This window comes from Sphaerisporangium corydalis, from assembly GCF_025506355.1.
GTDB classification, from domain to species: Bacteria; Actinomycetota; Actinomycetes; order Streptosporangiales; family Streptosporangiaceae; genus Sphaerisporangium; species Sphaerisporangium corydalis.
Map to the genome: position 1 here is coordinate 1 of NZ_JANZYP010000060.1, position 23,234 is coordinate 23,234.

21 protein-coding genes are annotated in these 23,234 nt (G+C 72.6%); 11 read left to right on the forward strand and 10 right to left on the reverse strand.

Annotated features, from left to right (window positions below; all coding sequences use genetic code 11):
• Window positions 1-779: 779 nt before the first annotated feature.
• From NYZ98_RS31455 to NYZ98_RS31465, 3 genes are all read left to right on the forward strand, one after another.
• Window positions 780-2,213, forward strand: coding sequence for an ice-binding family protein (locus NYZ98_RS31455; protein WP_262847220.1), 1,434 nt, complete (start codon window positions 780-782; stop codon window positions 2,211-2,213).
• Between the two features lie 312 nt (window positions 2,214-2,525).
• Window positions 2,526-3,017, forward strand: a complete 492-nt coding sequence (locus NYZ98_RS31460) for a molybdopterin-binding protein (protein ID WP_262847221.1) — start codon at window positions 2,526-2,528, stop codon at window positions 3,015-3,017.
• Window positions 3,018-3,238: 221 nt separating this feature from the next.
• Window positions 3,239-3,667 carry a hypothetical protein gene (locus NYZ98_RS31465; protein ID WP_262847222.1) on the forward strand — a complete coding sequence of 143 codons (429 nt, stop codon included), beginning with the start codon at window positions 3,239-3,241 and terminating at the stop codon, window positions 3,665-3,667.
• Window positions 3,668-4,004: 337 nt separating this feature from the next.
• On the opposite strand, the gene NYZ98_RS31470 is transcribed toward NYZ98_RS31465, so the two are convergent.
• Window positions 4,005-4,724, reverse strand: coding sequence for a dienelactone hydrolase family protein (locus tag NYZ98_RS31470; RefSeq protein ID WP_262847223.1), 720 nt, complete (start codon window positions 4,722-4,724; stop codon window positions 4,005-4,007).
• 479 nt (window positions 4,725-5,203) lie between these two features.
• On the opposite strand from NYZ98_RS31470, the gene NYZ98_RS31475 reads away from it, so the two are divergent.
• Window positions 5,204-6,553: an MFS transporter gene (locus NYZ98_RS31475; RefSeq protein ID WP_262847224.1), complete on the forward strand. Its 1,350-nt coding sequence runs from the start codon at window positions 5,204-5,206 to the stop codon at window positions 6,551-6,553.
• On the opposite strand, the gene NYZ98_RS31480 is transcribed toward NYZ98_RS31475, so the two are convergent.
• Window positions 6,550-7,158, reverse strand: coding sequence for a cadmium resistance transporter (locus NYZ98_RS31480; protein ID WP_262847225.1), 609 nt, complete (start codon window positions 7,156-7,158; stop codon window positions 6,550-6,552). The two genes, NYZ98_RS31475 and NYZ98_RS31480, sit on opposite strands and share 4 nt — an antisense overlap.
• A 58-nt stretch (window positions 7,159-7,216) precedes the next feature.
• Between NYZ98_RS31480 and NYZ98_RS31485 the strand changes: the two genes are divergently transcribed.
• Window positions 7,217-7,717 carry a DUF2809 domain-containing protein gene (locus NYZ98_RS31485; RefSeq protein ID WP_262847226.1) on the forward strand — a complete coding sequence of 167 codons (501 nt, stop codon included), beginning with the start codon at window positions 7,217-7,219 and terminating at the stop codon, window positions 7,715-7,717.
• A gap of 73 nt (window positions 7,718-7,790) precedes the next feature.
• The gene (locus NYZ98_RS31490) at window positions 7,791-8,312 is read left to right on the forward strand and encodes a DUF1990 family protein (RefSeq protein WP_262847227.1); all 522 of its coding nucleotides are present in this window, start codon (window positions 7,791-7,793) and stop codon (window positions 8,310-8,312) included.
• 77 nt (window positions 8,313-8,389) lie between these two features.
• Here the strand turns inward: NYZ98_RS31490 and NYZ98_RS31495 are convergent, their stop codons facing one another.
• Window positions 8,390-9,325 (reverse strand): MarR family winged helix-turn-helix transcriptional regulator, encoded by a 936-nt coding sequence (locus NYZ98_RS31495; RefSeq protein ID WP_262847228.1) that lies wholly within the window; start codon window positions 9,323-9,325, stop codon window positions 8,390-8,392.
• Window positions 9,326-9,473: 148 nt separating this feature from the next.
• Here NYZ98_RS31495 and nhaA point away from each other — a divergent pair, with 148 nt between their 5' ends.
• Complete coding sequence (gene nhaA, locus NYZ98_RS31500; protein ID WP_262847229.1) at window positions 9,474-11,363, forward strand: Na+/H+ antiporter NhaA; 1,890 nt, start codon at window positions 9,474-9,476, stop codon at window positions 11,361-11,363.
• Between the two features lie 166 nt (window positions 11,364-11,529).
• On the opposite strand, the gene NYZ98_RS31505 is transcribed toward nhaA, so the two are convergent.
• Window positions 11,530-12,123 carry an XdhC family protein gene (locus NYZ98_RS31505; protein ID WP_262847230.1) on the reverse strand — a complete coding sequence of 198 codons (594 nt, stop codon included), beginning with the start codon at window positions 12,121-12,123 and terminating at the stop codon, window positions 11,530-11,532.
• Window positions 12,124-12,236: 113 nt separating this feature from the next.
• Window positions 12,237-13,199 (reverse strand): GlxA family transcriptional regulator, encoded by a 963-nt coding sequence (locus NYZ98_RS31510; RefSeq protein ID WP_262847231.1) that lies wholly within the window; start codon window positions 13,197-13,199, stop codon window positions 12,237-12,239.
• 97 nt (window positions 13,200-13,296) lie between these two features.
• Here NYZ98_RS31510 and NYZ98_RS31515 point away from each other — a divergent pair, with 97 nt between their 5' ends.
• Entirely contained in the window at window positions 13,297-13,704 is a 408-nt protein-coding gene (locus NYZ98_RS31515) for a hypothetical protein (protein WP_262847232.1), read from the forward strand.
• Between the two features lie 18 nt (window positions 13,705-13,722).
• Here the strand turns inward: NYZ98_RS31515 and NYZ98_RS31520 are convergent, their stop codons facing one another.
• The 4 genes from NYZ98_RS31520 to NYZ98_RS31535 all read right to left on the reverse strand — a co-directional run bounded on the left by NYZ98_RS31520 (window position 13,723) and on the right by NYZ98_RS31535 (window position 18,099).
• Window positions 13,723-15,618 carry a zinc metalloprotease gene (locus NYZ98_RS31520; RefSeq protein ID WP_262847233.1) on the reverse strand — a complete coding sequence of 632 codons (1,896 nt, stop codon included), beginning with the start codon at window positions 15,616-15,618 and terminating at the stop codon, window positions 13,723-13,725.
• A 144-nt stretch (window positions 15,619-15,762) separates the two neighbouring features.
• On the reverse strand, window positions 15,763-16,233 hold the full coding sequence (locus tag NYZ98_RS31525; RefSeq protein ID WP_262847234.1) for a peptidase inhibitor family I36 protein: 471 nt from the start codon (window positions 16,231-16,233) through the stop codon (window positions 15,763-15,765).
• A 136-nt stretch (window positions 16,234-16,369) separates the two neighbouring features.
• Window positions 16,370-17,275, reverse strand: a complete 906-nt coding sequence (locus NYZ98_RS31530) for a hypothetical protein (protein WP_262847235.1) — start codon at window positions 17,273-17,275, stop codon at window positions 16,370-16,372.
• Between the two features lie 32 nt (window positions 17,276-17,307).
• Window positions 17,308-18,099 (reverse strand): M23 family metallopeptidase, encoded by a 792-nt coding sequence (locus NYZ98_RS31535; RefSeq protein WP_262847236.1) that lies wholly within the window; start codon window positions 18,097-18,099, stop codon window positions 17,308-17,310.
• A gap of 275 nt (window positions 18,100-18,374) precedes the next feature.
• Between NYZ98_RS31535 and NYZ98_RS31540 the strand changes: the two genes are divergently transcribed.
• A complete protein-coding gene (locus NYZ98_RS31540; protein WP_262847277.1) occupies window positions 18,375-19,229 on the forward strand; it encodes a helix-turn-helix domain-containing protein in 855 nt (284 codons plus the stop codon).
• Between the two features lie 6 nt (window positions 19,230-19,235).
• Here the strand turns inward: NYZ98_RS31540 and NYZ98_RS31545 are convergent, their stop codons facing one another.
• Window positions 19,236-20,741, reverse strand: coding sequence for an MFS transporter (locus tag NYZ98_RS31545; RefSeq protein ID WP_262847237.1), 1,506 nt, complete (start codon window positions 20,739-20,741; stop codon window positions 19,236-19,238).
• Window positions 20,742-20,866: 125 nt separating this feature from the next.
• Here NYZ98_RS31545 and NYZ98_RS31550 point away from each other — a divergent pair, with 125 nt between their 5' ends.
• Together NYZ98_RS31550 and NYZ98_RS31555 are read left to right on the forward strand one after the other, a co-directional pair.
• The gene (locus NYZ98_RS31550) at window positions 20,867-21,466 is read left to right on the forward strand and encodes a TetR/AcrR family transcriptional regulator (RefSeq protein ID WP_262847238.1); all 600 of its coding nucleotides are present in this window, start codon (window positions 20,867-20,869) and stop codon (window positions 21,464-21,466) included.
• Window positions 21,467-21,864: 398 nt separating this feature from the next.
• Window positions 21,865-23,214, forward strand: coding sequence for a DUF1996 domain-containing protein (locus NYZ98_RS31555; RefSeq protein WP_262847239.1), 1,350 nt, complete (start codon window positions 21,865-21,867; stop codon window positions 23,212-23,214).
• The last annotated feature ends 20 nt before the right edge of the window (window positions 23,215-23,234 follow it).

Genomic DNA, 23,234 nt, shown 5'->3' on the forward strand with positions numbered 1-23,234 from the left:
GCTGGCTGCTGCTGATGCGGGGGTGGTCAGGGCGGACATCAGTTGCGACGATGACACCGCGGCCAGGGCGGATCCCGACATGACAGAGGTCATGAACCTCCGGCGCGAAACGGCCACGCGAACTCCTTCGACTAGAGCGGGTGTCGTGCTCACCGCGTCTGCTGAAGGTGGAGCCGGCGGAGCCTTCGCGTTCGCTCGGCGGATCGTCGCTCATCGCGATCGAGGCCGGGGGCGGCCGGGGGCGGCGATGAGCGTTCACCGCGTCGCGAGGGGAGCTCGGCGGCCCGTTCCCTTGGATCAGGCCTGATGCCGACAGAACACCACCAGGAGACACGAAGCGGCAAATGTCATCGCCGACGTAACATCGGACCGCTTCTCCCATCCTGACAGGATCTGACACACGAACGCAACACTTGGCGATCAGTCCGAAATTTCCAGGTAACCCCAGGCAGGACGGGCGGCGTATCGCCCCTGCACTGGAGCGGTCCAGGGCCGCGCACCCCGTTCGCCGTCCGGACGACGCCCGCCAGTCATCGGATCTCTCTTGGGTCGCCAGGGCTCGTGAGGCGGTTCTCTCCCGGATCGGCCGGTCCGGCGGACCGTCGGCGGAGGATGCCGTCCAAAAATGTTCTCTTATGTCATGAAATAAGCGCTACCTGATTTGAAGCCCCGGCATGTTGGACAATGAGTAACACGTGCGCTCGGTTAGGGTCATAAACAATGGCGCGTCACTGTATTTGCGCTTGGATGGAGTAATACTAAAAGCAGAGGACAGTTTTATGAAATATCCCGGCCTGGCCTTCATCGGGTCACGAAATATCGCCCGCCCATGGGCGGCGGCCCTCGCCGCCGTCGTCGCCGCGGCGGTCGTCGTCGCCACTCCCCACGCCGCGGGCGCCGCCCAGGCGCCGGTGGGGCTCGGCACCGCCACCTCCTACGCGGTGCTCGCCGGGTCGGCGGTCACCAACACCGGACCCAGCGTCGTCACCGGTGACCTCGGGGTCAGCCCCGGCTCGTCGGTGACCGGCTTCCCGCCCGGCACCGTGATCGGGACGGTCCACGCCGCTGACGCCGCCGCCGTGCAGGCCCAGGTCGACCTGACCACCGCGTACAACGACGCCGCCGGCCGGACCCCGGTCACCAGCGTGCCCACCGAACTGGGCGGCACGACGCTGACGCCCGGCGTCTACACCTCGGCGGCCGGCACCCTGGGGATCACCGGGAACCTGACCCTGGACGCCCAGGGCGACCCCCAGGCGGTCTTCATCTTCCAGGCCGCCTCCACGCTGATCACCGCGTCGGCGAGCACGGTGACGCTCATCGGGGGCGCCCAGGCGTGCAACGTGTTCTGGCAGGTCGGCAGCTCCGCCACACTGGGGACCGCCTCCGGCTTCGTCGGGACGATCCTCGCGCTGACCTCGATCACCGCGACCACGGGCGCGACCGTCAACGGCCGCCTGCTGGCCCGCAACGGCGCCGTCACCCTGGACTCCAACACCATCACCCGGTCCGACTGCGCGCCGCCGCCCGTCCGGACGACCACGACCACGCTGGCCACCTCGGACGCCTCGGTTCCTGTGGGGACCCCGGTCACCTTCACCGCCACGGTGACGTCCACCGCCGGGCCCGTTCCGACCGGAGGCGTCCGCTTCACCGCCGACACCACCACCGATCTGGGCACGGTGCAACTCGACTCGGCCGGTCACGCGGCCGCGACGATCGCCAACCTGGCGCCGGGCACGCACGCGATCGTCGCCACGTATCTGGGGTCGATCTCGCTGGACACCAGCGCCTCGGCACCGCTCACCCAGGTCATCACCGCCATCGTCCCGCCCATTCCGCCTACCCCGCCCGTCCCGCCGGTTCCGCCGGTGCCCGGCGGCCGAGGCGGCAGCGGCCAGGCCGGCAGTGGCCAAGGCAACGCCCAGGTGAACGCCGCCGACCATGTGCGCGTGCGCAGGGACTCCGTCCGCGACCACCGCGGGCGGCACCACCGCAAGGGCCGCCTGATCACGATCCGCACGCTCCACACCATCGAGGGCGTGATCGGCGAGAACCGGCGCGGAGGACACCACTCCACCACCCGATCCCGGGCCGCCAACCACCCGCCACACCACCGCGCCCACCACAAGCCACCCAAACCCCCCCACGCCCACACCCGCATCTGGCGCCACCGCCCACCCATCTGGCGCCACCGCCCACCCGGCAAGTAACCTCCAACCCGACCCGGAGCCGGCCCTCTCGATCAAAGCGGGCCGACTCCGCCCCCCAACCGAACCCCTCGCCCGCCTCCGGGAATCCGCCGTCCTCCTATCTGTGACCTCAAGGCGCTGGACGGGACCGGCATCGCGGTCCGGATCGTGGGAGGGGGCGTGGCTTTCGCGAGGGGAGATGTGTGTTGGGGGTTGCATGTACTGGCTTGTGGCGGTTCTGGGTTGGCAGATGAGTTGTCATTCGGTCAAGTAGCGGGAATGCTGGATTCGCGGTCACCCGCGTCAGGCCGGGTGAGGGCGAAGGAGGACCCGATGCGGCTCACGCCGATCGACGCTCCGGCCGATGTCTCCGTTCGCGGACGGTTCCGGCTGCTGGGCGACCCGCGACGACCCGGGGGGTGGAGCGTGCCGGACCTGCGGGCGATCCCGCAGCGGGAGGCCGAGGTGACCTTCGCGTGCCGCACCTCGGGAATGCGGCGGCATCACTTCGCCGGGCCCCTGCTGGTGGACGTGGCCCGCGCGGCCGAGCCGACCTTCGACCCGTCCGAGCGCAAGGACCGGCTGCGGTTCCTGGTGTCGGTGCTGGGCGCCGACGGCCACCACGCGGTGCTGTCCTGGGGGGAGATCGACCCGGAGTTCGGCAACGTCGAGGCGCTGGTCGGCGTCCGGATGGACGGGCGGGACCTGGACGAGCAGGGCCCCCACCTGGTGGTGCCCGGCGACCGCTGCGGCGGCCGGCAGATCAGCCGCATCGTGGAAATCCGCGTCTGCGCCGACGCCCGCCTGTGGGGCGCCGGGGGCTGAGGCGCCGGTGACCGTGGCGTTCGGTGAGGGTGGGCGGGGCCGGTTGTCGGGCCGTGGGTGCCGTTCGGCGTCGGCAAAGTGGAAACAACAGACGTATCCGTGCCGTCACCGTATGCTTTGGCTTCTTCGGGATGCCCGGGCGCGGGCGGCGCGGTCTCCTCAGGGGGCTCCCGCCGGGACGTCGCCCTCCGGCTCAGGACGAACGGAACGTGGGGGACGGCATGGCCATTGAGCGGTGCGACAGCTGCCGGGGAGTGCTCACGGCGTCCGATCCTGGCCGTTACACCCTGCTCAGGGCCCGGCTGATCGTCGCCCACGGCTACTGCCGATGCACCGTGCGGCTCACCGACCCCGACCCCGACCGGTTCTCCGAGACGACCGCCGACCTCGCCCGGCCCGTCGGTACGGCCGCCGACCCCGACCGGCTGTTCGACACGGCCGCCGGCCCCGGCCGATCCTTCGACACGGCCACCGACCGATCCTTTGAGACCGCCGCCGACCGAGCCTTCGAGACGGGCCCCGTGCCCATTCCTGGGCGGACGCGGCCGTACGACAGGCCTCGCGGGGCGGGGGACTCCGCACCGCACGGCCAGGACATGGCCGGCCTGCCCGGCGAGCGCGTGGCGGAACAGGCGCGCGCCGCCCGGTGACACCGCCATCGGCCCCGCCACCGGCGGCTCCTGGCTCCTAGGGGGACGGTTCGAGGGACGCGCGAGGTTCTGAAGGGTCCCCGGTTCCAGGGACGAGGGGTTTCCAAGGACAACGGGGTCTGAGGCGCCGGGGCTTGGGACGGCGGCTTCGGGGGCCGCAGGGTTCCTGGGACGGCGGGTTCGGGGGCCGCAGGGTTCCTGGGACGGCGGGTTCGGGGGCCGCAGGGTTCCTGGGACGGCGGGTTCGGGGGCCGCAGGGTTCCTGGGACGGCGGGTTCGGGGGCCGCAGGGGTCCAGGGGCGGCGGGTTCCACGTGTGGCGCGTTCGGGGGAGTGGGTCAGTGGAGGTGTTCGGCGAAGAAGGCGTCGATGCGGTGCCAGGCGTCGGCGGCGGAGACCGGTTCCGGGCCCATGCCGGCCACCCGCAGCAGCGGGCGCAGGACGCGCGGCCCGGTCTCGGCGTCGTTGAGGAAGGCGTGGCCGGCGTCGGGGTACTTCTTCACGTCGTGCGGGACCCCGGCCCTGGTCAGGGCCGCCTCCAGCTTCGGCGCCAGGTTCCGCATCGCACGGTCGCGGCCCCCGTACGTGCCGACCACCGGGCAGGCGCCGGCCAGGACCGCGTCCAGGTCGCGGGGCAGCTGCCCGTAGTTGGCCGACGCCACGTCGAACGTGCCGGCGGTCAGCAGGGCGAAGCCGCCGCCCATGCAGAAGCCGATCACACCGACCTTCCCCGTGCACTCCGGCGAGGACGCGAGCCACGTGCGCGCCGCCTCGATGTCGGCGAGCGCCCGGCCCCGGCCCTGGACCAGGGCGCGCATCGTGGAGACCAGGCAGCGCATGGTGCCGCCCGCGCTGAACAGGTCGACCGCGAGGGTCAGGTAACCGGCGGCGGCGAGGCGCTCGGCCTGGCGGCGCATGACGTCGTCGAGCCCGAACACCTCGTGGATCATGACGACGCCGGGCCACGGGCCGGGCGTGGCCGGTGTCATGAGCAGGCCGCGCAGGGGCTGCGACCCGCCAAGCTCCTTGGCGATACCGGTAAGGTCTACTTCGGTCATTTCTCCCCCGTGGGTGAGACCTCGCGCTCGTGGTGCCCGGGGTCGTCTATTCCTCCGGCGGCGAGCCGTGGCGGGGTGGCCACGTTGCCGGTGGTAGGACAGGGGGACCTTGGTGCGGCGCCGTCCGATGGTGTGACCCCTTGAACGTTAGCCGCCCGGGAGCCCGTGTGCGGGCACCGGGCCGCCGACCGCGCGCCCTGTCCCGACGGCACCCTGACCACCGCCCAGTCCCGTGGCGGCCCAAGACACCCTGACCGCTGCCCATCTCACCGGCCCGGCGACCACGGACGCCCTGACCACCGCCCGGCACCCCGAGGCACATTGACCCACTGCCCGTCTGTCCAGGCCGGGCGGCCCGAGGCACCCTGACCACCGCTCACCACCGGCAACCCAAGGAACGCTGACCTGCTGCCCGTCTGTCCAGGCCGGGCGGCCCGAGGCACCCTGACCACCATCACCCGGCGACCCAAGGAACGGACATGGCACGACGACGCCTGATCATGGACATCGGCCCGCTGAAGGAGTCGCCGCCCTTCCGGCGCCTGTGGGCGGGGTCGGTCCTGTCGGCCGTCGGCGCTCAGATGACCTCCTTCGCGGTCGCCCTGCAGGTCTACACCCTCACGCGCTCCTCGATCGCCGTCGGCATGGTGGGGCTGGCCTCGGCCGTCCCCTCGATCGTGTTCGGGCTGGCCGGCGGGTCCGTCATCGACGCGTTCGACCGGCGCAGGCTCGTGCTGGTGACCAGCGGCGGCCTGGCCCTGGTGTCGGTCGCGTTCGCGGTGCAGGCGTTCGCCGAGTACGACCGGCTGTGGCCGCTGTACCTGCTGGTCGCGCTCCAGTCCCTGCTCGGCGCCCTCGACGGCCCGGCCCGGCGGACGTTCCTGCCCCGGCTGCTCCCGGCCGAACGGATCCCGGCGGGCGCCGCGCTCACCATGTTCATCTTCCACGCCAGCGCCACCGCCGGCCCCGGGCTCGGCGGCGTGGTGGCGAGCGCCTGGGGACTGAAGATGTGCTACCTCGTCGACGCGCTCAGCTTCGCCGCCTCCCTGTACGGGATCGTCCGCCTGCCGGCGATGCCGCCCGAGGGGGGCGCCACGCGGCCCGGACTGAGTGCGGTCGCGGACGGCTTCCGGTTCATCCGCGGCAACCGGATCATCGGCGGCGCCTTCCTCGCCGACATGAGCGCCACCTTCTTCGGGATGCCGCTCGCGCTGTTCCCCGCGATCAACGCCGAGCACTTCGGCGGGAGCGCGCAGACGCTCGGGCTGCTCACCGCGGCGCCGGCCGTCGGCGGCATCATCGGTTCGTCGCTGTCGGGATGGGTCGGCCAGGTGTCCCGCCAGGGACGCGCCATGCTGATCGCCGGTGCCATCTGGGGCGCCGGGCTCACCGGGTTCGGGCTGGCGGGCAGCCTGTGGCTCGCCCTGTCGCTGCTGGCGCTCGCGGGCGCGGCCGACGTGATCAGCGTGGTGTTCCGCACGACGGTCGTGCAGGTCGCGACCCCCGACCGCTACCTCGGCAGGGTCAGCGCCGCCGAGTACGTCGTGGGCGTGGGCTGCCCGCAGCTCGGGAACTTCAGGGCGGGTGCGGTCGGCTCGCTCACCTCGCCGGCCGCTGGCATCGTCAGCGGCGGCCTCGCCACGATCGCCGGGGCCGCCCTGATCGGCCTGACCATCCCGGCCCTGTCCCGCTACCGTGCCCACCCCGCCCCCGACGCCGCCGACCGTCCCACCCCCGACACACCCGGCCACCCCGCCCCCGCCGCCCCTGACGCCCCTGACGCCGCCGACCGGCTCGCCGAGGACGGTTCCACGAGGGGGTCGTTCTAGAGGAGCAGGCCGACCACGCCGGATTCGGTGACGATGAACGTGCCGATGGCCACGAACACCACCGGCACGATCCATCGGCCGTGGCGTTCCACGACGGCGATGACCTTCGTGTGAGATCCGAGCAGGGAGCCGGCGACGCACCACACGGCCACGCCGGCGGCGAACACGGCGATGGTCGCCGCGGTCGCGCCGGCCCCGACGGCGCGGAACACCGGCGTGTACACCGAGATGTTGTCGGCCCCGTTGGCCACGGTCACGCCCATCACCGGGAGCAGGCCGCCCGCCACCACGGGGGAGGGGTCGTCGCCGCTCCCGCGTATGGCCCGCACCAGGCCGCGTACCCCGAGCGCGAACGGGACCAGGCCCAGCAGGCCCGCCCAGGCGTCGGGCACGACCGTCAGGCCGAGCGCGGCGACCACCGACACCACGACCAGCGCCCCGACCCCCAGGTACTGCCCGGCCCAGATCTGCCACACCCTCGGCGCGCCGGCGGCCCGCGCGGACAGGAACAGCACGGTCAGCACGATGAGGTCGTCAACGTTGGTCCCGGCGAACATCCCCGCCGCCGTGGCGACCGTCCCGCCGACCCCGCCGACCCCGTCCATGACCGGAGAACCTACCGCCTCCGCGCCGGGGGCGTCGCGGGGCCGTTATCGTTTCGGGATGGTGCGTTGGAGGGTCGCCGGTGCGGTGGCCGCCGTGGTGGTCGTGGGCGCGGGGCTGGGCGTCCGGGCGGCGGTCGGCGGGCCGGCCGGAAAGTACGCGGGCGACCTGCTCTACACCCTGCTGCTGTACGCGCTCGTCATCGTGGCGGCGCCGCGCGCGCGTCCGGTCCGGGTGGCGGCCGTCGCGCTGGGCGTGAGCTGGCTGGCCGAGTTCGCCCAGCTCACCGGCGTACCGGCCGAGCTGTCCGCGCGCAGTACGCTGGCCCGCCTGGTCCTCGGTTCCACCTTCAACCCGCCGGACCTGCTCTGGTACGCCGTGGGCGCCCTCCTCGGCTGGGCCCTCCACACCGCTCCCACCCGACTCTGGCCCGCCACCGGACTCCGCCCCGAGCCGCGGGCCGCCAACGAACTCCGCCCCGAGCCGCGGCCCGCCAACGAACTTCGCCCCGAGCCGCGGCCCGCCAACGAACTCCGGCCCGAGCCGCGGCCCCCCACCTGATCCCGTTCGTGTAGCCGGCCGGCCGCCGGTTCCGCCAAGGCGCCGGCCCCTGTGACCCACCTGAGGAGATGCGATGGATCCGCGGCGGTACGAGAACGCAGAGCTGACCTACCCCGAGGCGGGGGCCACCCGGACGGGTGACCTGCCCGCCGGCTACGGGCATCTGCGGCGGCGCTTCGAGCTGGGCGACGGGGCCTCCCTCGGCCGCGCGGCCGACGCCCTGCTGACCTGGCGCGTGCACGCCGGAGTCGGGCTCTCCCCGCGGGCGACGGCGCCCCGGGCCGCGCCGGGTGTCATCGTGGTGTCGCGGCTCGGGATCGGGCCGGTGTCGCTGGCCGCGCCGTGCCGGGTGATCTGGACGGTCGAGGAGGACCGCCGCGCCGGGTTCGCCTACGGGACCCTCCAGGGCCATCCGGAGTCCGGCGAGGAGGCGTTCCTGCTGGAGGTGGCCGACGACGGGTCCCTGTCGTTCACGATCAGCGCCTTCACCCGGCCCGGCCGCTGGTACACGCGGCTGGCCTGGCCGCCGGCCGTCCTGGCGCAGCGGTTCTTCGCCGGCGCGTACGCCGGCGTGCTGCGCCACCACGCCCGCTGACCCCGGCCCGGCCACGTGGCCGGGCCGGGACAGAGGCGGGCCTGGGCACGCGCCGAAGTCAGGACGCGCCGGGGCGGTCAGAGGGTGGCGCGCAGGTGGCCGGCGCGTTCGACGACCTGGGCCAGCACCCGGTGGGCGGTCGCCAGGTCGTCCGGGTCGATGCCGGCGTACAGGCTGCGCGTGGCCGGGGCGACGGTCCCGGCCAGCCTGGCGAACAGATCGGCGCCCTCGCCGGTCAGCTCCACCGGCCCGGCGCCGTCGGGGGAGCTCCCCCTGACGAGCCCCGCCGCCTCCAGCCCGCCCAGCAGCGCGGCGACCGCCGGAGGGTCGAGGCCGAGCTGGCGCTGCCCGGCGAGGAACTCATGGAGCGCGGCGGGCGAGGCCCACGGGCCGCGCACGGACAGGACGCGCAGGACGATGAACTGTTCGGAGGTGTGGCCGCCGGCGGCCAGGACGGCGTCGAGCAGGGCGCCCACCGCCCCCTGCGCCTCGCCGATGTCCTGGCCGGTCAGCAGTGCCGGTGCCTGGGTCATGGTGGTGTTCCCTTCGTCGTCGGTGCCGCCCGCGGGGGGCGTGCCGAGCAGCGTCCGCAGGGTGCGGACGAGTTCACGGGCGCGAGGGCTCGCCGTCCCCCCGATGGGCGCGGTGACCTCCTCCTGCAGGGCATGAACGATCACCACCGCGCGTTGCGCCACGGCCGTGCCGTGGTCGGTGAGGGTCAGCCGCACCGCTCGCGGGTCGGCGGGGTGCTCGGCCCTGACCAGCAGGCCGGTCTTCTCCAGCGCCCGGGCGAGCTTGGAGACGTAGATCGCCTCAAGCCCGGCGAAGTCGGCCAGCTCCCGCTGGCTGGGCCGGGTGCCCTGCCGCGACAGGCCGTAGAGGGAGGCGAGCACGACGTACTGCGCGTGGGTCAGGCCGAGCGGCGCGACCGCGCGGTCGACCGCGGCGCGCCACTTGGTGGTCACCAGCCACAACAGGGCGCCGGTGCCGGCCTCTCCGGAAGATCGCGACATGGCCGATACCGTACATGGCAACCATGTCCATGGCAACTATAGGGAGGCGCACCTCGGATACCCGGACGGGCACGGCGCTGCCGCCGTCCCCGCGCGCGGGCGGCTCCCGGCGGGGAATGCGGCGACGCCGTGAGGTGTCTGATGTGAGGTGACCGAACCCAGGGAGACACCCGCGCACTTCTCCGGGAGGACCGCCTGGGCGCTGCGCTTCGAGACGCCGCTACGCGAGTTCCTCCGCACCGAGACCGGCAGCGCCGTGATCCTGCTGGCCGCCACCCTGGCCGCGCTCGTCTGGGCGAACACCGACCTGTCCTCGTACGAGGCGCTGTGGGGGACGCGCCTGTCGGTCAGCCTCGGCGACGCCGGGGTCGCCCAGGACCTGCGCCACTGGGTCAACAGCGGCCTGATGACGTTCTTCTTCTTCGTGGTGGGCCTTGAGGCGCGGCGCGAGTTCGACATGGGGGAGCTGCGCGACCGGCGGCGGCTGGTGCTGCCGGTGGTCGCGGGCGTCGGCGGGATGATCGTCCCGATCGCGATCTACCTGCTGGTCAACGGCGGCCGGCCGTCGGCGCACGGCTGGGGCGCCGCGATGTCGACCGACACCGCGTTCGCCATGGGGATGCTCGCCCTGGTCGCCGCCCGGTTCCCGGCCCGCGCGCGCACCTACTTCCTGACCGTCACCGTCGTCGACGACCTGGTGGCGCTCTGCGTCATCACGATCTTCTACAGCGAGCACGTCACCCCGTCGGCCCTGCTGGCCGCCGTGGCGATCTTCGCGGTGATGCTGCTGGTCAAGTCGGCCGGCGTGCGGCACGGCCTGGTCTACGCGGGCTTCGCGGCGGCGGTCTGGGTCGCGCTGTTCCGCTCCGGCGTCGAACCGGTCGTCATCGGCCTGGCCATGGGCCTGCTGACCTACGCGTCCCCGGCGGCCCGTGGCGACCTGGAACGGGCGTCGGACCTGTTCCGGCTCTTCCGCGAGCAGCCGACCCCCGAGCTGGCACGCTCGGCCAGCGCCGGCCTGGCCAAGGCCGTCTCGCCCAACCACCGGCTGCAGCAGCTCTACCACCCGTGGACCAGCTACGTGATCGTCCCGCTGTTCGCCCTGGCGAACGCCGGGATCGTCATCAACGGCGCGTTCCTGGCGCGGGCCCTCACCTCGCCGATCACGCTGGGCATCCTCGTCGCCTACGTCGTGGGCAAGCCGGTCGGCATCATCGGCTCGACCTGGCTGGTCTCCCTGCTGAGCCGGGGGCGGGTGCGCCCGCCGATCGGCTGGGCCGGGGTCGCGGGCGGCGGCACGATCGCCGGCATCGGCTTCACCGTGTCGCTGCTGATCGCCACGCTCGCGTTCGACGGGCCCCGCCTGGAGGAGGCCAAGTTCGGCATCCTCGCGGCGGCGGTCTGCGCGTCCCTGCTGACGTGGATCATCTCCCACGTGACCGTCATGCTCCCGTCGCGGCTGCGGGCCCGCGCGCTGCACGGCACGGCCGAGAGCATCATCGACCTCGGCACCCCCGTGGACCCGGACCGGGACCACGTGCGCGGCCCGCTGGACGCCCCGGTGACCGTGGTGGAGTACGGCGACTTCGAATGCCCCTACTGCGGCCAGGCCGAGCCGGTCGTGCGCGAGCTGCTCGCCGACTTCGGCGACGTCAGGTACGTCTGGCGGCACCTCCCGCTGCACGACGTGCACCCCTCCGCGCAGCTCGCGGCGGAGGCGTCCGAGGCGGCGGCCGAACAGGGCGCCTTCTGGGAGATGCACGACCTGCTCCTCGGCCACCAGGGGGACCTGCTGCTCCGCGACCTGCTGGACTACGCCGAGCGTGCCGGGCTGGACGGCGACCGGTTCCGGCGCGACCTCGCCGCCCACGCGGGCGCGTCCCGGATCGCCGAGGACGTCGACTCCGCCGACGTGAGCGGCGTGTCAGGGACCCCGACGTTCTTCGTCAACGGCCGCCGCCACCACGGCGCCTACGACATCGCGACCCTGTCGTCCGCCGTCCGCACGGCCCGCGCCCGTGCGGTGCTGCTCCCGTAGGGGCCACACGGGCCGCGGCCATGGGCTCGACCCGGCCACGGCGGGACGGTTCGGACGGCGAACCGCCGGGGCGGTCGTTTCAGAAGATGAACCCGCAGGGCGGTCGTTTCAGAAGATGAACCCGCAGGGCGGTCGTTTCAGAAGATGAACCCGCAGGGCGGTCGTTTCAGAAGATGAAGCCGCCGGGGCGGTCGTTGCGGTCGGCGAGCAGGCCGGCCAGGGTCGCGATGGCGATCTCCGGCGGGGTGCGGGAGCCGATGTTGAGCCCGACCGGGCGGTGCACGCGGGCGATGTCCTCGGCCGGCACCCCGAGCCCGGTCAGCGCGGTCACGTGCGGGCCGGGGTGGCGCGGGTTGCCGAGCACCCCGATCCAGCGGCACGGGCAGGCGAGCACCTGCCGGAGCACCGCGCCGAGCTCCTCGCGGTGGTGGTCGGTGACGACGACGTCCACGGTCCGGTCCAGCCCGTCGGGCGGGCGGGTGACCACCTCGGTCCCGGCCGGCGCCCCGTCGAGGGTACGGCCGGGGTCGGGTTCCAGCAGGATCGGCCGGAAGCCGGTGTCGGCGGCGTACCGCAGCAGGTGAGCGGCCACCGGCGAGGCGAACACGGCCATCAGGGTGCGCCCGCCCGAGGGCGCGGGCGCGGTACCGTGCGCCACCGCGCAGGCCGCGTCCGGCTCACCCGTCTCGCCCGGCGCCGGGCCGGCCTCGGTCGCGGAGGGGCCGATGGTCCGCACGCCGGTTCGCGGTGATCGCGCCATGACCCCAGTCTCCCACCGGCGGGCGCCGGCGTCCCGGCGGCTCTCCCACCGGTACGCGCCGGCGGCGCGGGCGGTGCCCGCGAAACCGTGCCGCCGGGCGGGTCCGTCCTCGGCTACGTGCGGGACTGGGTGGACCGGTAGCGGGACGGGGGGACGCCGTACCTGGCGACGAAGGCCTGGCGCAGGGTCTCGGCCGAGCCGAACCCGCAGCGGGCCGCCACCGAGGCCAGCGGCAGCGAGGTGGCCGCAAGCAGGTGCGCGGCGGCCTCGACGCGGGCCCGGCGGACGTACCGGCCGGGCGTCTGCCCGAGGTGCCGCAGGAACAGCCGGGTCAGGTGCCGCTCGCTCACCCCGGCGCCCGCCGCGAGCGCGGCCGTGGCCAGGTCGTCGCCCAGGTGGCCGTTGACGCGGTCGACGACCCGTCTGACCAGGTCGTTGTCGGGGGGCGGCGGGGCGGTGAACATGCTCATCTGCGCCTGGTTGCCCGGTCGCTGCAGGTAGGTCACCAGGCCGCGCGCGACCCGCCGCGCCAGCTCGGCGCCGTGGTCCTCCTCGATGAAGGCGAGCGTGAGGTCCAGCGCGCTGGTGACCCCGGCCGCCGTGCAGACGTTGCCGTCCCTGATGAAGATCGGGCCGGGGTCGACGGTGACGGCCGGGTGCCGGGCGGCCAGGACGGGCGCCCACTCCCAGTGCGTGGTGGCGCGCCTGCCGTCGAGCAGGCCCGCGGCGGCCAGGACGCCGGCCCCGGTGCACACCGACGCGACGCGCCGGCTCTCGCGGGCCAGGCGGCGGACGTGCCCGACGATCAGCCGGTTCGCGGCGGCCGCGTCGTGGCCGATGCCGCCGGACACGATGAGCGTGTCGAGCGGCCCGGTGAGGCGTTCGAGCGGTTCCTGCGCGCCCAGCGTCAGGCCGGTGCCGCAGACGATGGGGTGCCCGCCGGGCGTCGCCAGGCGCACCTCGTAGGGGGGACTCGCGCCCCGCAGGTTGGCGTTCTGCAGGGCGGTGGTCACGCAGGCGATGTCGAGCAGCTCGGCCGAGTCGTACCCGATGACGGCGATCCGCCGATGGCTCATGGGGTCAACGTATGTCAGAAGGACCGGGAGCCCAAGTTTACGGACCTGACCCGCCGGAGTGCTTGGCTCGCTTTGCGTGACCGGTCACAGTGAGGTCATGACTCAGACAGCATCGAGCACCCGCCGCCGGTGGTCCAGGTTCGCCCTGCATTACGTGGAGATGGTGGTCGCCATGTACGCCGGGATGGTGCTCCTCGGCCTGCTCGTCTCCGCCGTCGGGCTGGGCGTCTCCCACGCGCGGCACCCCGAGGCGGCCTACCTGGTGATGGCGGCGGAGATGTCGGCTGGCATGGCCGCGTGGATGCGCTTCCGCGGGCACCGCTGGGCGCCCACCCTGGAGATGTGCGCGGTCATGTTCGTCCCGGTCGTGCCGCTGTTCCCGCTGATGTGGCTGGGCGTCGTCGGGGACGGCTCGGTGATGACGCTCGCGCATCTGGCGATGTTCCCGCTCATGCTGGCCGCGATGCTCTGGCGCCGTGAGGAGTACGCGGCCTGCGGGGGCTGAGCGGGAACGCCGCGTGCGTCAGCCGGCCTCCCGCCGGTAGGCGGCGGCGAGCCGGACGGTGCCCTCGGCGGTGTGCCGGTCGAAGGCGCCGAGCGCCTCCTGGCCGAGGCCGCCGAGCAGGTCGGCCGCCCGCTCGGGCGAGGCGGCCCGCTCGACGAACCGTCCGTCCTGGAGGCGGACGGCGGGACGGCCCGCGTCGATGCCCTCCGCCCGGGTGATCGCCGCGGCGATCGGGTCGCCGTCGCCGCCCTCGGCCACCCGCCGGTCGCGCACCTCGGCGAGGTCGTCCCCGGCCTTGGCGAGGGCGGCGGCCCCGCCGAGCGCGAACCACGCGCCGGAGTCGGGCCGCAGCAGCACCATCGCGTCGCGCTCGTGGCCGAGGCTGTGCGGGTGGGCGACGGTGATCCGCAGCGGCCGGCCCGTGGTCACCCGGTCGACGACCTGCCCGAGCTCCGCCGACTTCGACGGCACGCTGAGGATGGGGATGATGTCGTAGGTGCCCGGTTCGGCGAACGAGAACCCGCTGGACCCGAACGTGAGGTTGACGTTGCCGCGCAGGGTCCCGCCGGCGGCCAGGGTGACCGGGGCGGACGCGGTGGAGTCGTAGCAGCGGTGCATCATCGGGGTGAACGTCATCCCGTCCTCGGGCGAGACCGGCCCCGAGGTGCGGCGGATGATGCGGAACTCCAGCCACGGCCCCTTGGGGTCCAGCAGGTCGGCGGGCACCGTGACCGGGTCGGCGAGCCGGTTGGCGAAGACGACCTCAAGGAACACCGGCTGGCCGAACAGGAACAGCGACCCGGAGGCCGGCGCGTTGAGGCCGATCCTGAAGCGCGGGTCGGGCACCTCGGGCAGGTAGGGGGAGTAGCCGCCGGTGCCGCGCGACCAGTACGTCGCCGAGGGGAACGGGGACCTGCCCGGCATCACCGCCGAGCGCGGCGCGTGCCGGAGGAACTCCAGCTCGTCGGCGTCGAAGGTGAAAGAGAAGGCGTTCCAGTACTCCTCCTCGAACGAGCCGCCCCGGTAGCGCCAGTCGTAGTTCATGAACGAGCTGGAGTCGGCCTGGCCGACCTCGCGCTCGAACCGGTGGCGCAGGTTCAGCGCGTGGCCCAGTTCGTGCGCCACCGTCTTGATCGTCTTGCGGTCGGGGTCGTCGGGGAAGATCTTCCTGATCGACCCGGCGAAGATGGCGCAGCCCTGCCGGGGCAGCACGCCGGCGTCGTCGAACATCACGCCCAGCAGGGTGCCCGCCCCGGGTTCGGCCTTGGCCTTGCCGAGCATCAGCAGGTGCAGTTCCCAGCGGGGGTCGTCGACGGAGGACTGCGCGGTGGTGCGCATGAGGTCGTCCAGGACGGTGTAGGACATCGACAGGTCCCACCCGTCGTCCTGGCGGGGGATCAGGGTGGGTTCGCCGGCGTCGCCGACGGCGAACCCGGCCGCGCGCAGGCTCTCCCGCAGGGTCATCGGCCGGCCGTGGAAGTCCACCGGGCTCGGCGACCGGACGCCGTCCTCGGTCTCGATCTCCAGGCCCAGCTCGCGCAGTTCGGCGGCGACGCGGTCGAGGGTGAGGGTGAGGTCGCGGCCGGGCGGCAGGCCGTTGAGCCGCTCGTCCAGGTGGATCGTGAGGTCCACCGCGTCGGGACGGTCCTCCCTGCCGGCCACTGTGACGAGCCCGGTGGTGGTCTGCCCGGCGCCGTCCTGCCAGATGGCCGTCAGGACGCCGCCCTCGGCCGGCGTCCGGGTGCCGGGCGCCGACCTGAAGGAGGAGACATAGTCGCGCTCGCCGTCGTGGTCGCGGTGGACGTCCCCGCTGGCGGCCCCTGAGCCTTCCGCGTCCATGCGGAGCACCACGAAGATGTCGGCGTCACCGCCTTCGTACCGCCCGTCGCGGATCGGGATCTGTTTTGCGGACATGGGGGTCCTTCCAACGAGTACCGGACTCCCGAAGCTAGGAGAGTCCGGCCGCCGTTTCCTGAGTACCCCCCTGCTCAACCTGGCCCCGGCTGGGCGCGCGGAGCCGGAGGCCCCGCTGGGCGGGACCTCCGGCGGGTGTCACCGCTAGCAGGAGGTGACCCACTTGTGGGAGGCGACGTCGTCGTTGATCGACTTGCCGTAGCCCTGGCCGTTGGTGCCCCAGTGGTCGAAGGTCTCCCAGCCGAGGGTCAGGTTGTCCCAGTGGTTGCCCACCGCCAGGCAGCGGTAGGCGCCGTCGTAGTTCTTGTTGTAGTAGACGTTCACGTCGTCGTAGCCGCCGGGCACGCCGCTGTTGAACATCTGGGACGCCTGGTTCTGCATGCCGCCGGGGACCGCTCCGCTCGGGTCCGAGCAGTTCGACCAGTCGCCGTCGTTGCCGAGCCAGCGGCAGTACTTGCCCTGGCCGTTGGGGTTCTCGGCGGCGTAGAAGAAGCCGTCGGCCATGAGGGCGGCCGAGGCGGCGGGGGCGGCGGTGGCCTGCGCCGCGATGGGCTGGACGAGGCCGGCCAGCCCGACGAGGGCCAGACCGGAGAGGACGATCCTGATCTTGCGCATGGTGCACTCCCTTAATTGGGTGTTGGTGTCTCCACCGAGGAGGTGGGGGTCGAGGGGCCGGCCGCCGGGATGGCGGCCGGGTGCGCCTTCTTCGTGGCCGGAGAGGGCGGTGGTCGTCTGCGCCTGAAGAGGGATGTCAGGCGCCGGCGACGACGGCGCGCGCTCTCGGGACGGCGGCCAGCCGCAGCCGCCGCATGGTGCCGGTCTGGTCCGGGTACTCCTCGCGCAGCCGCCGTTCGTACGCGCGGTCCAGCTCGCGGGCCGTCGCGCCGAGGCCGCTGCGGTCCGCGCAGGTGGCCTCCGCCACCGCGAGCCGGCTCCAGTACGCCGAGGGCCGGTCCCCGGCCGGGTCGTCCAGCTCCCTGCGGATCGCGGCGGGGTCGCGGTGGTCGTGGCCCTCGCCGCGCATGCAGCGCGACCAGCGGGCCGAGGCGGCGGCGAAGCGGGCGTCGGAGACCACCCGGCCCCGCCGCACGCTGGTGAGGCTCCGGGTGAACTGCATGACGCGGTACCACTCCGGCAGGTCCTCGTAGAGGTCCCGTTCGGCCTCGGAGGTACAGCTCCGCGCGCTCCTGGCGACGACGCCGCCGGAGGGCAGCGCCGCCCTGAGCTGCTCGTCGGTGCCCTGCCCGTGCAGGGCGGCGAGCCAGGCCAGCCGCCGGGGCTCCGGCAGCGCGCGCACGTGCCGCTTGTTGGGGTGGGCCTCGCTCAGCTCCCGCATGCGGTGTTCCAGTCCGGTGCCGTAGCCGTACCGGCGGGCGTAGGCGAGGTCGTCGAGGACGTAGGGGAACTCGCGGTACTCGGGCACCGGGTTCCGCGCGACCGGCCAGTACGAGAAGCCGCGCCGGCCCATGCACCGCGCCGTCAGCAGTTGTTCCGCCGTGTGCAGCGTGGCGGCCTCCTGCTCGGTGACCTCGCGCGCCGGGGCCGTCTCCGGCCGCCGCTGGACGGCGCCGGCCGTCCACACCGTGGCGGCGGTCGCCAGGCAGGCGACCCCGGCGGTGAGGGGAAGGCGCCATTTCCGTTTCGCGAAATCCGGCATGTTCCACTCCCAGGAGTTCGTCGGGGCCGGGGTCAGCAGTCGGGAATGACGGTTCCGCTGTTGTCCCTGGCCTCGTCGTTCCCCCACCTGGACAGGTAGTAGGCCGATACGTAGGCGCCCCATCCGTTCTTGCCCGGATAAACCTCGTCGAGGTCGGTCTTCAGCCACCAGTGGTTGTGGCCTTCGGGGCCGGTGAACGGGTCTCCGAGGCGCTTGCAGAAGACATAGTTGGTGCCCTTGTAAAGCAGGCCCTGCGGATCTGAGGTGTTCGGCTGCGCGTATCCGGTGGCATCGGCGAAGGTGTCGACCCAGTATTTTCCGCCGTTCCCGCCGCCCGTGCATTTGTTGGTGCTGGTGACCACCGGAAACGGCCCGGCCGGGCTGAGGCGGTATTCGGTGCCCTGGATGATCGGGTACACCATCTCGTCGGTCTCGCCGTCGCCGTCGCCGCTGCTGTCGTACAGCTGCTCGTAGTGCAGGTGCGCGCTGCCCGTCCCGACCGAGCCCACCGTCCCGATCCAGTCGCCCTGCGCGACGTGGGTCCCGACGCCGGCGCGGGCGCTCATGTGCAGGTAGACGGTGAACCAGCCGTTGCCGTGGTCGATCTCCACGCCGCCGGGATCGAACCACTGGTGCACGGTCCCGGCGGCCGAGGCGAGGACGGCGCTCCCTGAGGTGGTGCCGCCGGTCCGGAACATGTCGAGTTTCTTGTCGTCGGGATCGTGGCCGGTGTAGGTGGACAGCCGCCAGCTCTGCCCGCACGAGAAGGGAAGCCGGAAGTCGGGGCGGGCCATCGCGGACGCCGGTGCCGCGGCCCATGACAATGGCAGAAGAATACTGACCGCCGCCATTATGGCGAGCCGTCTTCCCTGGCCGGCCGATTTCGCGATCCGTTGAATGAGCGCCATGTTCTCTCCTGTCCGAGCTGGTCAGACCGGAGACTATCGACGGGGAATGCGGCGAAACAGCAGGTCGGACGTCCCATGGGACGGCTGAGACGGCGTCCCATCACCGATATGTACAAACCCAGTCAGATTGGGATAACGTCCCGATGACGGAGGTCCGGGGGGACCGGCCTCCACGGAGGGACCTGATGGCCATGCCGCCTGAAAGGATCGAACTCGCCGCGTTACTTCGCGAGTTGAAAGGCCGGAGCCGGCTCAGTTACCAAGACCTCGCCGTCAAGACGCACATGAGCAGATCCGCGGTGCACCGGTACTGCCAGGGAACGGGAGCCCTGCCGGACGCCGAGGTGGTGGAGAGGTTCGGCAGGGCCTGCGGCGCCACCGCGCCGGAACTGCGCGAGCTGCACCACCGCCTGCTGGCCGCGGTGACCGCGTGCTCGCCGGAGCCGGGGGAGTGCGGCGAACTCAGGGAGCCGGGCGGGGAGGTGCCGGTGACGCCCTCGCCCGAGGACCATCCGGAACCAGGATGGTCCGTGGCGCGGCGGGCGGTGACGCGGCGGCTGTGGGCGCATCGGTTCACCGTCACCTGGACGATGGTCGCGTGCGTCACGAGCGGCACGGTCGGGGCGTTCGCGTTCAGCGCGCCCTCAGGGGGGCGGCCGGCGGGGCCCGCCGTCACCGGCGCGACGCCCTCGCCCACCCCGACGGTGCCGCGCTGCGCCCACCGGCCGGGCATCGCGGAGGACCGGCGGCTGAACAAGATCTGGAAGGACGGCGTCTACCTGTGCAAGAACACCATCGGGGTCCCTCTCTACGAGGAGCCGCGCGAGGGTGTCCCCATCGGGTACCTCGACACCAGCCCGAGCTGGTTCATCTGCTGGGTCAGGGGCGCGCGCCACGTGGGCGGGAACGACGTCTGGTACTACACCCAGGGTGACCGGGCCGCCGAGAAGTGGCACCTCCAGGCGTGGGGGTACATGCCGGCCTCCTCGATGCCCGGCGGCCCGCACCCCAACCCGGTCATCACGCTGCGTTGCCCGAAGACCTGACGGCCGTCAGGAGGAGCCCGATCCGAGCAGCCGCTCCACGTCGCGGTCGTGCGCCTCCACCTCGGCCCTGGCCGCCTTGGGGCTCCACCGTCCGGCCAGCGGCAGCATGAGCGGGACGAACAGGACCTGGGCGATCACGCAGATCCAGAACCAGGTCTGCCACTGGCCGGGCGCGGCCGCCGCCGCGCTCTTGATCTCGCCCAGCTTCTCCAGCAGGGCGGGCGGCGGCGACGCCCCGGCGGCCTTGGCCGCCTCCAGGTACGCGGGCGCCTCGACCAGCGCGTTCATGCTGCTCACCACGTAGGGGACGAAGAACAGCGACGCGGTGACGACCATGCGCAGCAGCCAGCCCCACACCGCGAGGCCGGTGGCCGTCAGGGCGGGGTTGCGGCGCTCGATGGTCTCGGTGAACGCCGCCATCCACGGCGCGTAGGCGATCGCCAGCCCGCCCGCGAGCAGGCTGATGATCAGTACCAGGGTGCCGTACCCGGTGTCGGGATGGGTGGCCCTGCTCAGGAAGACGATCGTCATCGTGACGGAGACGACGGTGCCGACGATCATGAACGGCTTGCGCACCCGCAGCCGGTCCGACGCGATCCCCGCGGCCACCAGCACGACGCCGTCGATCGCCCAGTACCAGGTGTTGATGCCGTTGGCCTCGGAGGTCGAGAAGCCGAAGATGGTCGTCAGGTAGATGGTGAAGAAGGCGACCGCGCTGTAGTAGATCAGCAGGAAGATCGAGATGCCCAGCGCCGGCGCGACGATGTCGCGGCCCATCATCTGGCGCCACGGGTGGGACACCTCCGCCGTGTGGTCCTTGGCCCGCGCCTCGATGACCGCCCGGTCGCGCACGCTGACCATGACCTGGTCGCGCAGCCCGGGGGACAGCTCGCGCAGGCCGAAGAAGGCGACGGCGAACATCACCAGGCCGACCACGCCGACGATGTGGAACTGGCTCTGCCAGGCCTGCAGGCGGGTGAGCGTGGCGCCGGCCACGGCGCTCACCACAAGGCTGCCGGCCACCGGCCCGAGCGTCCAGAACCCCATGGCGGTGGCCCGGCCGAGCTGCGGGGAGAAGTCCCTGACCAGGGCGGGCGTGGCGACCAGGATCACCCCCTCGACGACCCCGACCACGACGCTCAGCGCCGCGAAGACGAGCGTGTTGGGCGCGCTGGGCACCGCGAACATCAGCAGCCCGGTCAGCAGCAGCCCGTAGGTGACCAGGTTGGCCCGCCCCCAGCGGTCGGCGAGCCCGGCGGCCAGCGAGCCGAACGCGCCGACCAGGTTGGACACGACCAGGATGTTGACGTAGTACGTGAACGACATCTTGTAGTGGGCCAGGATCAGCGGCGCCACGCCGCCGCCCACGTAGAGCTCGTAGTACAGCACGACGGTGGCGAGCACGGCGACGAGGAGGTATCCCATGCGGGGCCCGGTGTCGGGATAACCGTCCAGCCTCCGGTTCCACAGCCGGGCGGAGAGGGACGGGTTCGGCTGGGACGTCGTGACCATGGTGCTCCCCACCAGCCTCGCCGACGTGCCGGCAGGGCCTTACTGCGTAGGTAAACAAGCGTTCATACAGTGGTACGCCCGCCCGGATGCAGCGTCAAGAGGGGCTGATGAGCCAGACTTGGCGTATGTCCGCGACCCCGCCCGCCCGGCTGCTGGCGGCCGCCGCCGTCGACCTGTTCTACCGTCAGGGCGCCACGGCGACGACGGTCAGGGAGATCACCCAGGCCTGCGGGCTCACCGCGGGAGCCCTGTACAACCACTTCTCCTCCAAGGAGGAACTGCTCTACACCGTCGTCCGCGACATGCACCTCGCCCTGGAACGGGAGGTCGGGCGGGCGCAGTCCGCCGCCTCGGGGCCGGTCGCCGAGCTCGTCGCGATCGTCCGGGTCTACGTGGACCAGCACGCGCGGCACCGCAAGTCCTCCCGGGTGGCCAACCAGGAGTACACCCTGCTCACCCCGGAGCGGCGGGCCGAGATCGTCGGGATCCGCAGGCGCCTGCGCGACCGGCTCACCGGCGTGCTCGTCGCGGGCCGTGAAGCGGGGGACTTCGACCTCGGCGGCGGGGACCAGGGCGCGGCGACCGTGGTGGCCACGGCCGTGCTGGACATGTGCGTGCACGTCAGCGCGTGGTTCCACGAGGGCGGGGCGCTGAGCACGGCGGAGCTGCAGGACCGGTACGTCCTGCTCGCGCTGCGCATGGCCGGGGCCGCGCGGGCCGGCTGAACGGCCGTGCGGGCAGGCGAACGGCCGTGCGGGCAGGCGAACGGCCGTGCGAGCAGGCCGGACAAGAGAGGGAGAGCGCTCTCCATGTCCGAGACTGCATCCGCGCGCCGTTGATGTCAAGGTTCCGCGGCCGGATGTTCGAAACGGGCTGCTCACGCGGGGGAAGGCGGCCCGTGGGAGACGTCTCCCCAGGCGGGGGCCGCTTCAGGAGGGTGTGACGGGAGCCGCCGCCGCGATCGGCGGGTCCGCCCCTCGTTTCAATGGCGTGAACAGGACGTTTCGGATTGAGGGCGTCAGGCGTCTTGACAAGCACTGACTCTGGCATCCAGTCTCATTGGAGAGCGCTCTCCCACCGTCGTACCCCCCACGGCGGACACCCCCCACCTGAAGGAGAGGCCGTGCACCCGTCTCCACATCCAGGCCGGTTCCGCATAGGACTGGTCACCGCCATCCTGGTCGCGCTGGTCGCGGCCGGTCTGGCGATCATCGCCCCCGCGATGGCGGCCGACGCCCTGCTGTCGCAGGGCAGGCCCGCCTCGGCCTCCTCCGTCGAGGGAGGCGGAACCGCTCCGGGGGCCGCGTTCGACGGCAGCCTCACCACGCGCTGGGCCAGCGCGTACAGCGACCCGCAGTGGATCCAGACCGATCTCGGCGGCGCGGCCACCATCTCCCAGGTCGTCCTGGCCTGGGAGGGCGCGTACGCGAAGTCCTTCAAGATCCAGACCTCGGCCAACGGCACCTCGTGGACCGACATCTACTCCACCACCACAGGGACCGGCGGCACCCAGACGCTCAACGTGACCGGCAGCGGCAGGTACGTCCGCATGTACGGCACCGCCCGCGCCACCGGATACGGCTACTCGCTGTGGGAGTTCAAGGTGTACGGCACGGGCGGGTCGGGATCGACCCCGAACCCGAGCCCGACGTTCACCGACGAGGTGACGCACCACGAGTTCCAGGCCAACTGCTCGTTCACGCAGAACCGGCCCGACGACCCGATCGTGTACCCGGGCCTGCCCGGCGCCTCGCACATGCACACCTTCGTCGGCAACACCACGACCAACGCGAGCAGCTCCCCGGCCTCGCTCCTGGCCGGCGGCACCTCCTGCACCAACCCGCACGACCGGTCGGCGTACTGGTTCCCGAGCTTCTACAACGGCAACACCCTGGTCCAGCCGACCGGCAACCAGGTCATCTACTACAAGTCCGGCATCCTGGAGTACTGGCGGGTGCAGAACTTCCCGCAGGGCCTGCGCTACGTCGTCGGCAGCCCCACCTCGACGCTGGAGCAGTTCCGCGACCACCCGGGCGCGGTCGAGGGCTTCGAGTGCGGGAACATCTCCAAGAGCTGGGACATCCCCACCGCGTGTCCCGCGGGCACGCAGGTGAACGTCCGCTTCCAGGCGCCGAGCTGCTGGGACGGCGTGCACCTCGACAGCGCCGACCACAAGAGCCACATGGCCTACCCGGCCGGCGGCTACTGCCCGGCCACCCACCCGGTCGCGGTGCCGATGCTCGAATTCAAGATCGCGTTCCCGGCCAGCGGTGACCTGTCGCAGGCGCGGCTCGCCAGCGGGCGCGGCTACACCTGGCACTACGACTTCTTCAACGCCTGGGACAACACCGCCATCCTCCAGGCCCTGGTGACGCACTGCATCAACGGCGGCCTGCAGTGCAACCCCCGAGGATACGACCTGTACAAGCCGTGGCGCGGCGCCGCCCTCACGGAGAACTTCGAGCTCCCCTAGCCGCGTGCGCCCGGCCCCGG

What these genes read in the sequence shown, in the direction of transcription:
- NYZ98_RS31455 (WP_262847220.1), top strand. Translation starts at nt 780, where the DNA reads ATGAAATATCCCGGCCTGGCCTTCATCGGGTCACGAAATATCGCCCGC.
- NYZ98_RS31460 (WP_262847221.1), top strand. Translation starts at nt 2,526, where the DNA reads ATGCGGCTCACGCCGATCGACGCTCCGGCCGATGTCTCCGTTCGCGGA.
- NYZ98_RS31465 (WP_262847222.1), top strand. Translation starts at nt 3,239, where the DNA reads ATGGCCATTGAGCGGTGCGACAGCTGCCGGGGAGTGCTCACGGCGTCC.
- NYZ98_RS31470 (WP_262847223.1), bottom strand. Translation starts at nt 4,724, where the DNA reads ATGACCGAAGTAGACCTTACCGGTATCGCCAAGGAGCTTGGCGGGTCG.
- NYZ98_RS31475 (WP_262847224.1), top strand. Translation starts at nt 5,204, where the DNA reads ATGGCACGACGACGCCTGATCATGGACATCGGCCCGCTGAAGGAGTCG.
- NYZ98_RS31480 (WP_262847225.1), bottom strand. Translation starts at nt 7,158, where the DNA reads ATGGACGGGGTCGGCGGGGTCGGCGGGACGGTCGCCACGGCGGCGGGG.
- NYZ98_RS31485 (WP_262847226.1), top strand. Translation starts at nt 7,217, where the DNA reads ATGGTGCGTTGGAGGGTCGCCGGTGCGGTGGCCGCCGTGGTGGTCGTG.
- NYZ98_RS31490 (WP_262847227.1), top strand. Translation starts at nt 7,791, where the DNA reads ATGGATCCGCGGCGGTACGAGAACGCAGAGCTGACCTACCCCGAGGCG.
- NYZ98_RS31495 (WP_262847228.1), bottom strand. Translation starts at nt 9,325, where the DNA reads ATGTCGCGATCTTCCGGAGAGGCCGGCACCGGCGCCCTGTTGTGGCTG.
- NYZ98_RS31505 (WP_262847230.1), bottom strand. Translation starts at nt 12,123, where the DNA reads ATGGCGCGATCACCGCGAACCGGCGTGCGGACCATCGGCCCCTCCGCG.
- NYZ98_RS31510 (WP_262847231.1), bottom strand. Translation starts at nt 13,199, where the DNA reads ATGAGCCATCGGCGGATCGCCGTCATCGGGTACGACTCGGCCGAGCTG.
- NYZ98_RS31515 (WP_262847232.1), top strand. Translation starts at nt 13,297, where the DNA reads ATGACTCAGACAGCATCGAGCACCCGCCGCCGGTGGTCCAGGTTCGCC.
- NYZ98_RS31520 (WP_262847233.1), bottom strand. Translation starts at nt 15,618, where the DNA reads ATGTCCGCAAAACAGATCCCGATCCGCGACGGGCGGTACGAAGGCGGT.
- NYZ98_RS31525 (WP_262847234.1), bottom strand. Translation starts at nt 16,233, where the DNA reads ATGCGCAAGATCAGGATCGTCCTCTCCGGTCTGGCCCTCGTCGGGCTG.
- NYZ98_RS31530 (WP_262847235.1), bottom strand. Translation starts at nt 17,275, where the DNA reads ATGCCGGATTTCGCGAAACGGAAATGGCGCCTTCCCCTCACCGCCGGG.
- NYZ98_RS31540 (WP_262847277.1), top strand. Translation starts at nt 18,375, where the DNA reads ATGCCGCCTGAAAGGATCGAACTCGCCGCGTTACTTCGCGAGTTGAAA.
- NYZ98_RS31545 (WP_262847237.1), bottom strand. Translation starts at nt 20,741, where the DNA reads ATGGTCACGACGTCCCAGCCGAACCCGTCCCTCTCCGCCCGGCTGTGG.
- NYZ98_RS31550 (WP_262847238.1), top strand. Translation starts at nt 20,867, where the DNA reads ATGTCCGCGACCCCGCCCGCCCGGCTGCTGGCGGCCGCCGCCGTCGAC.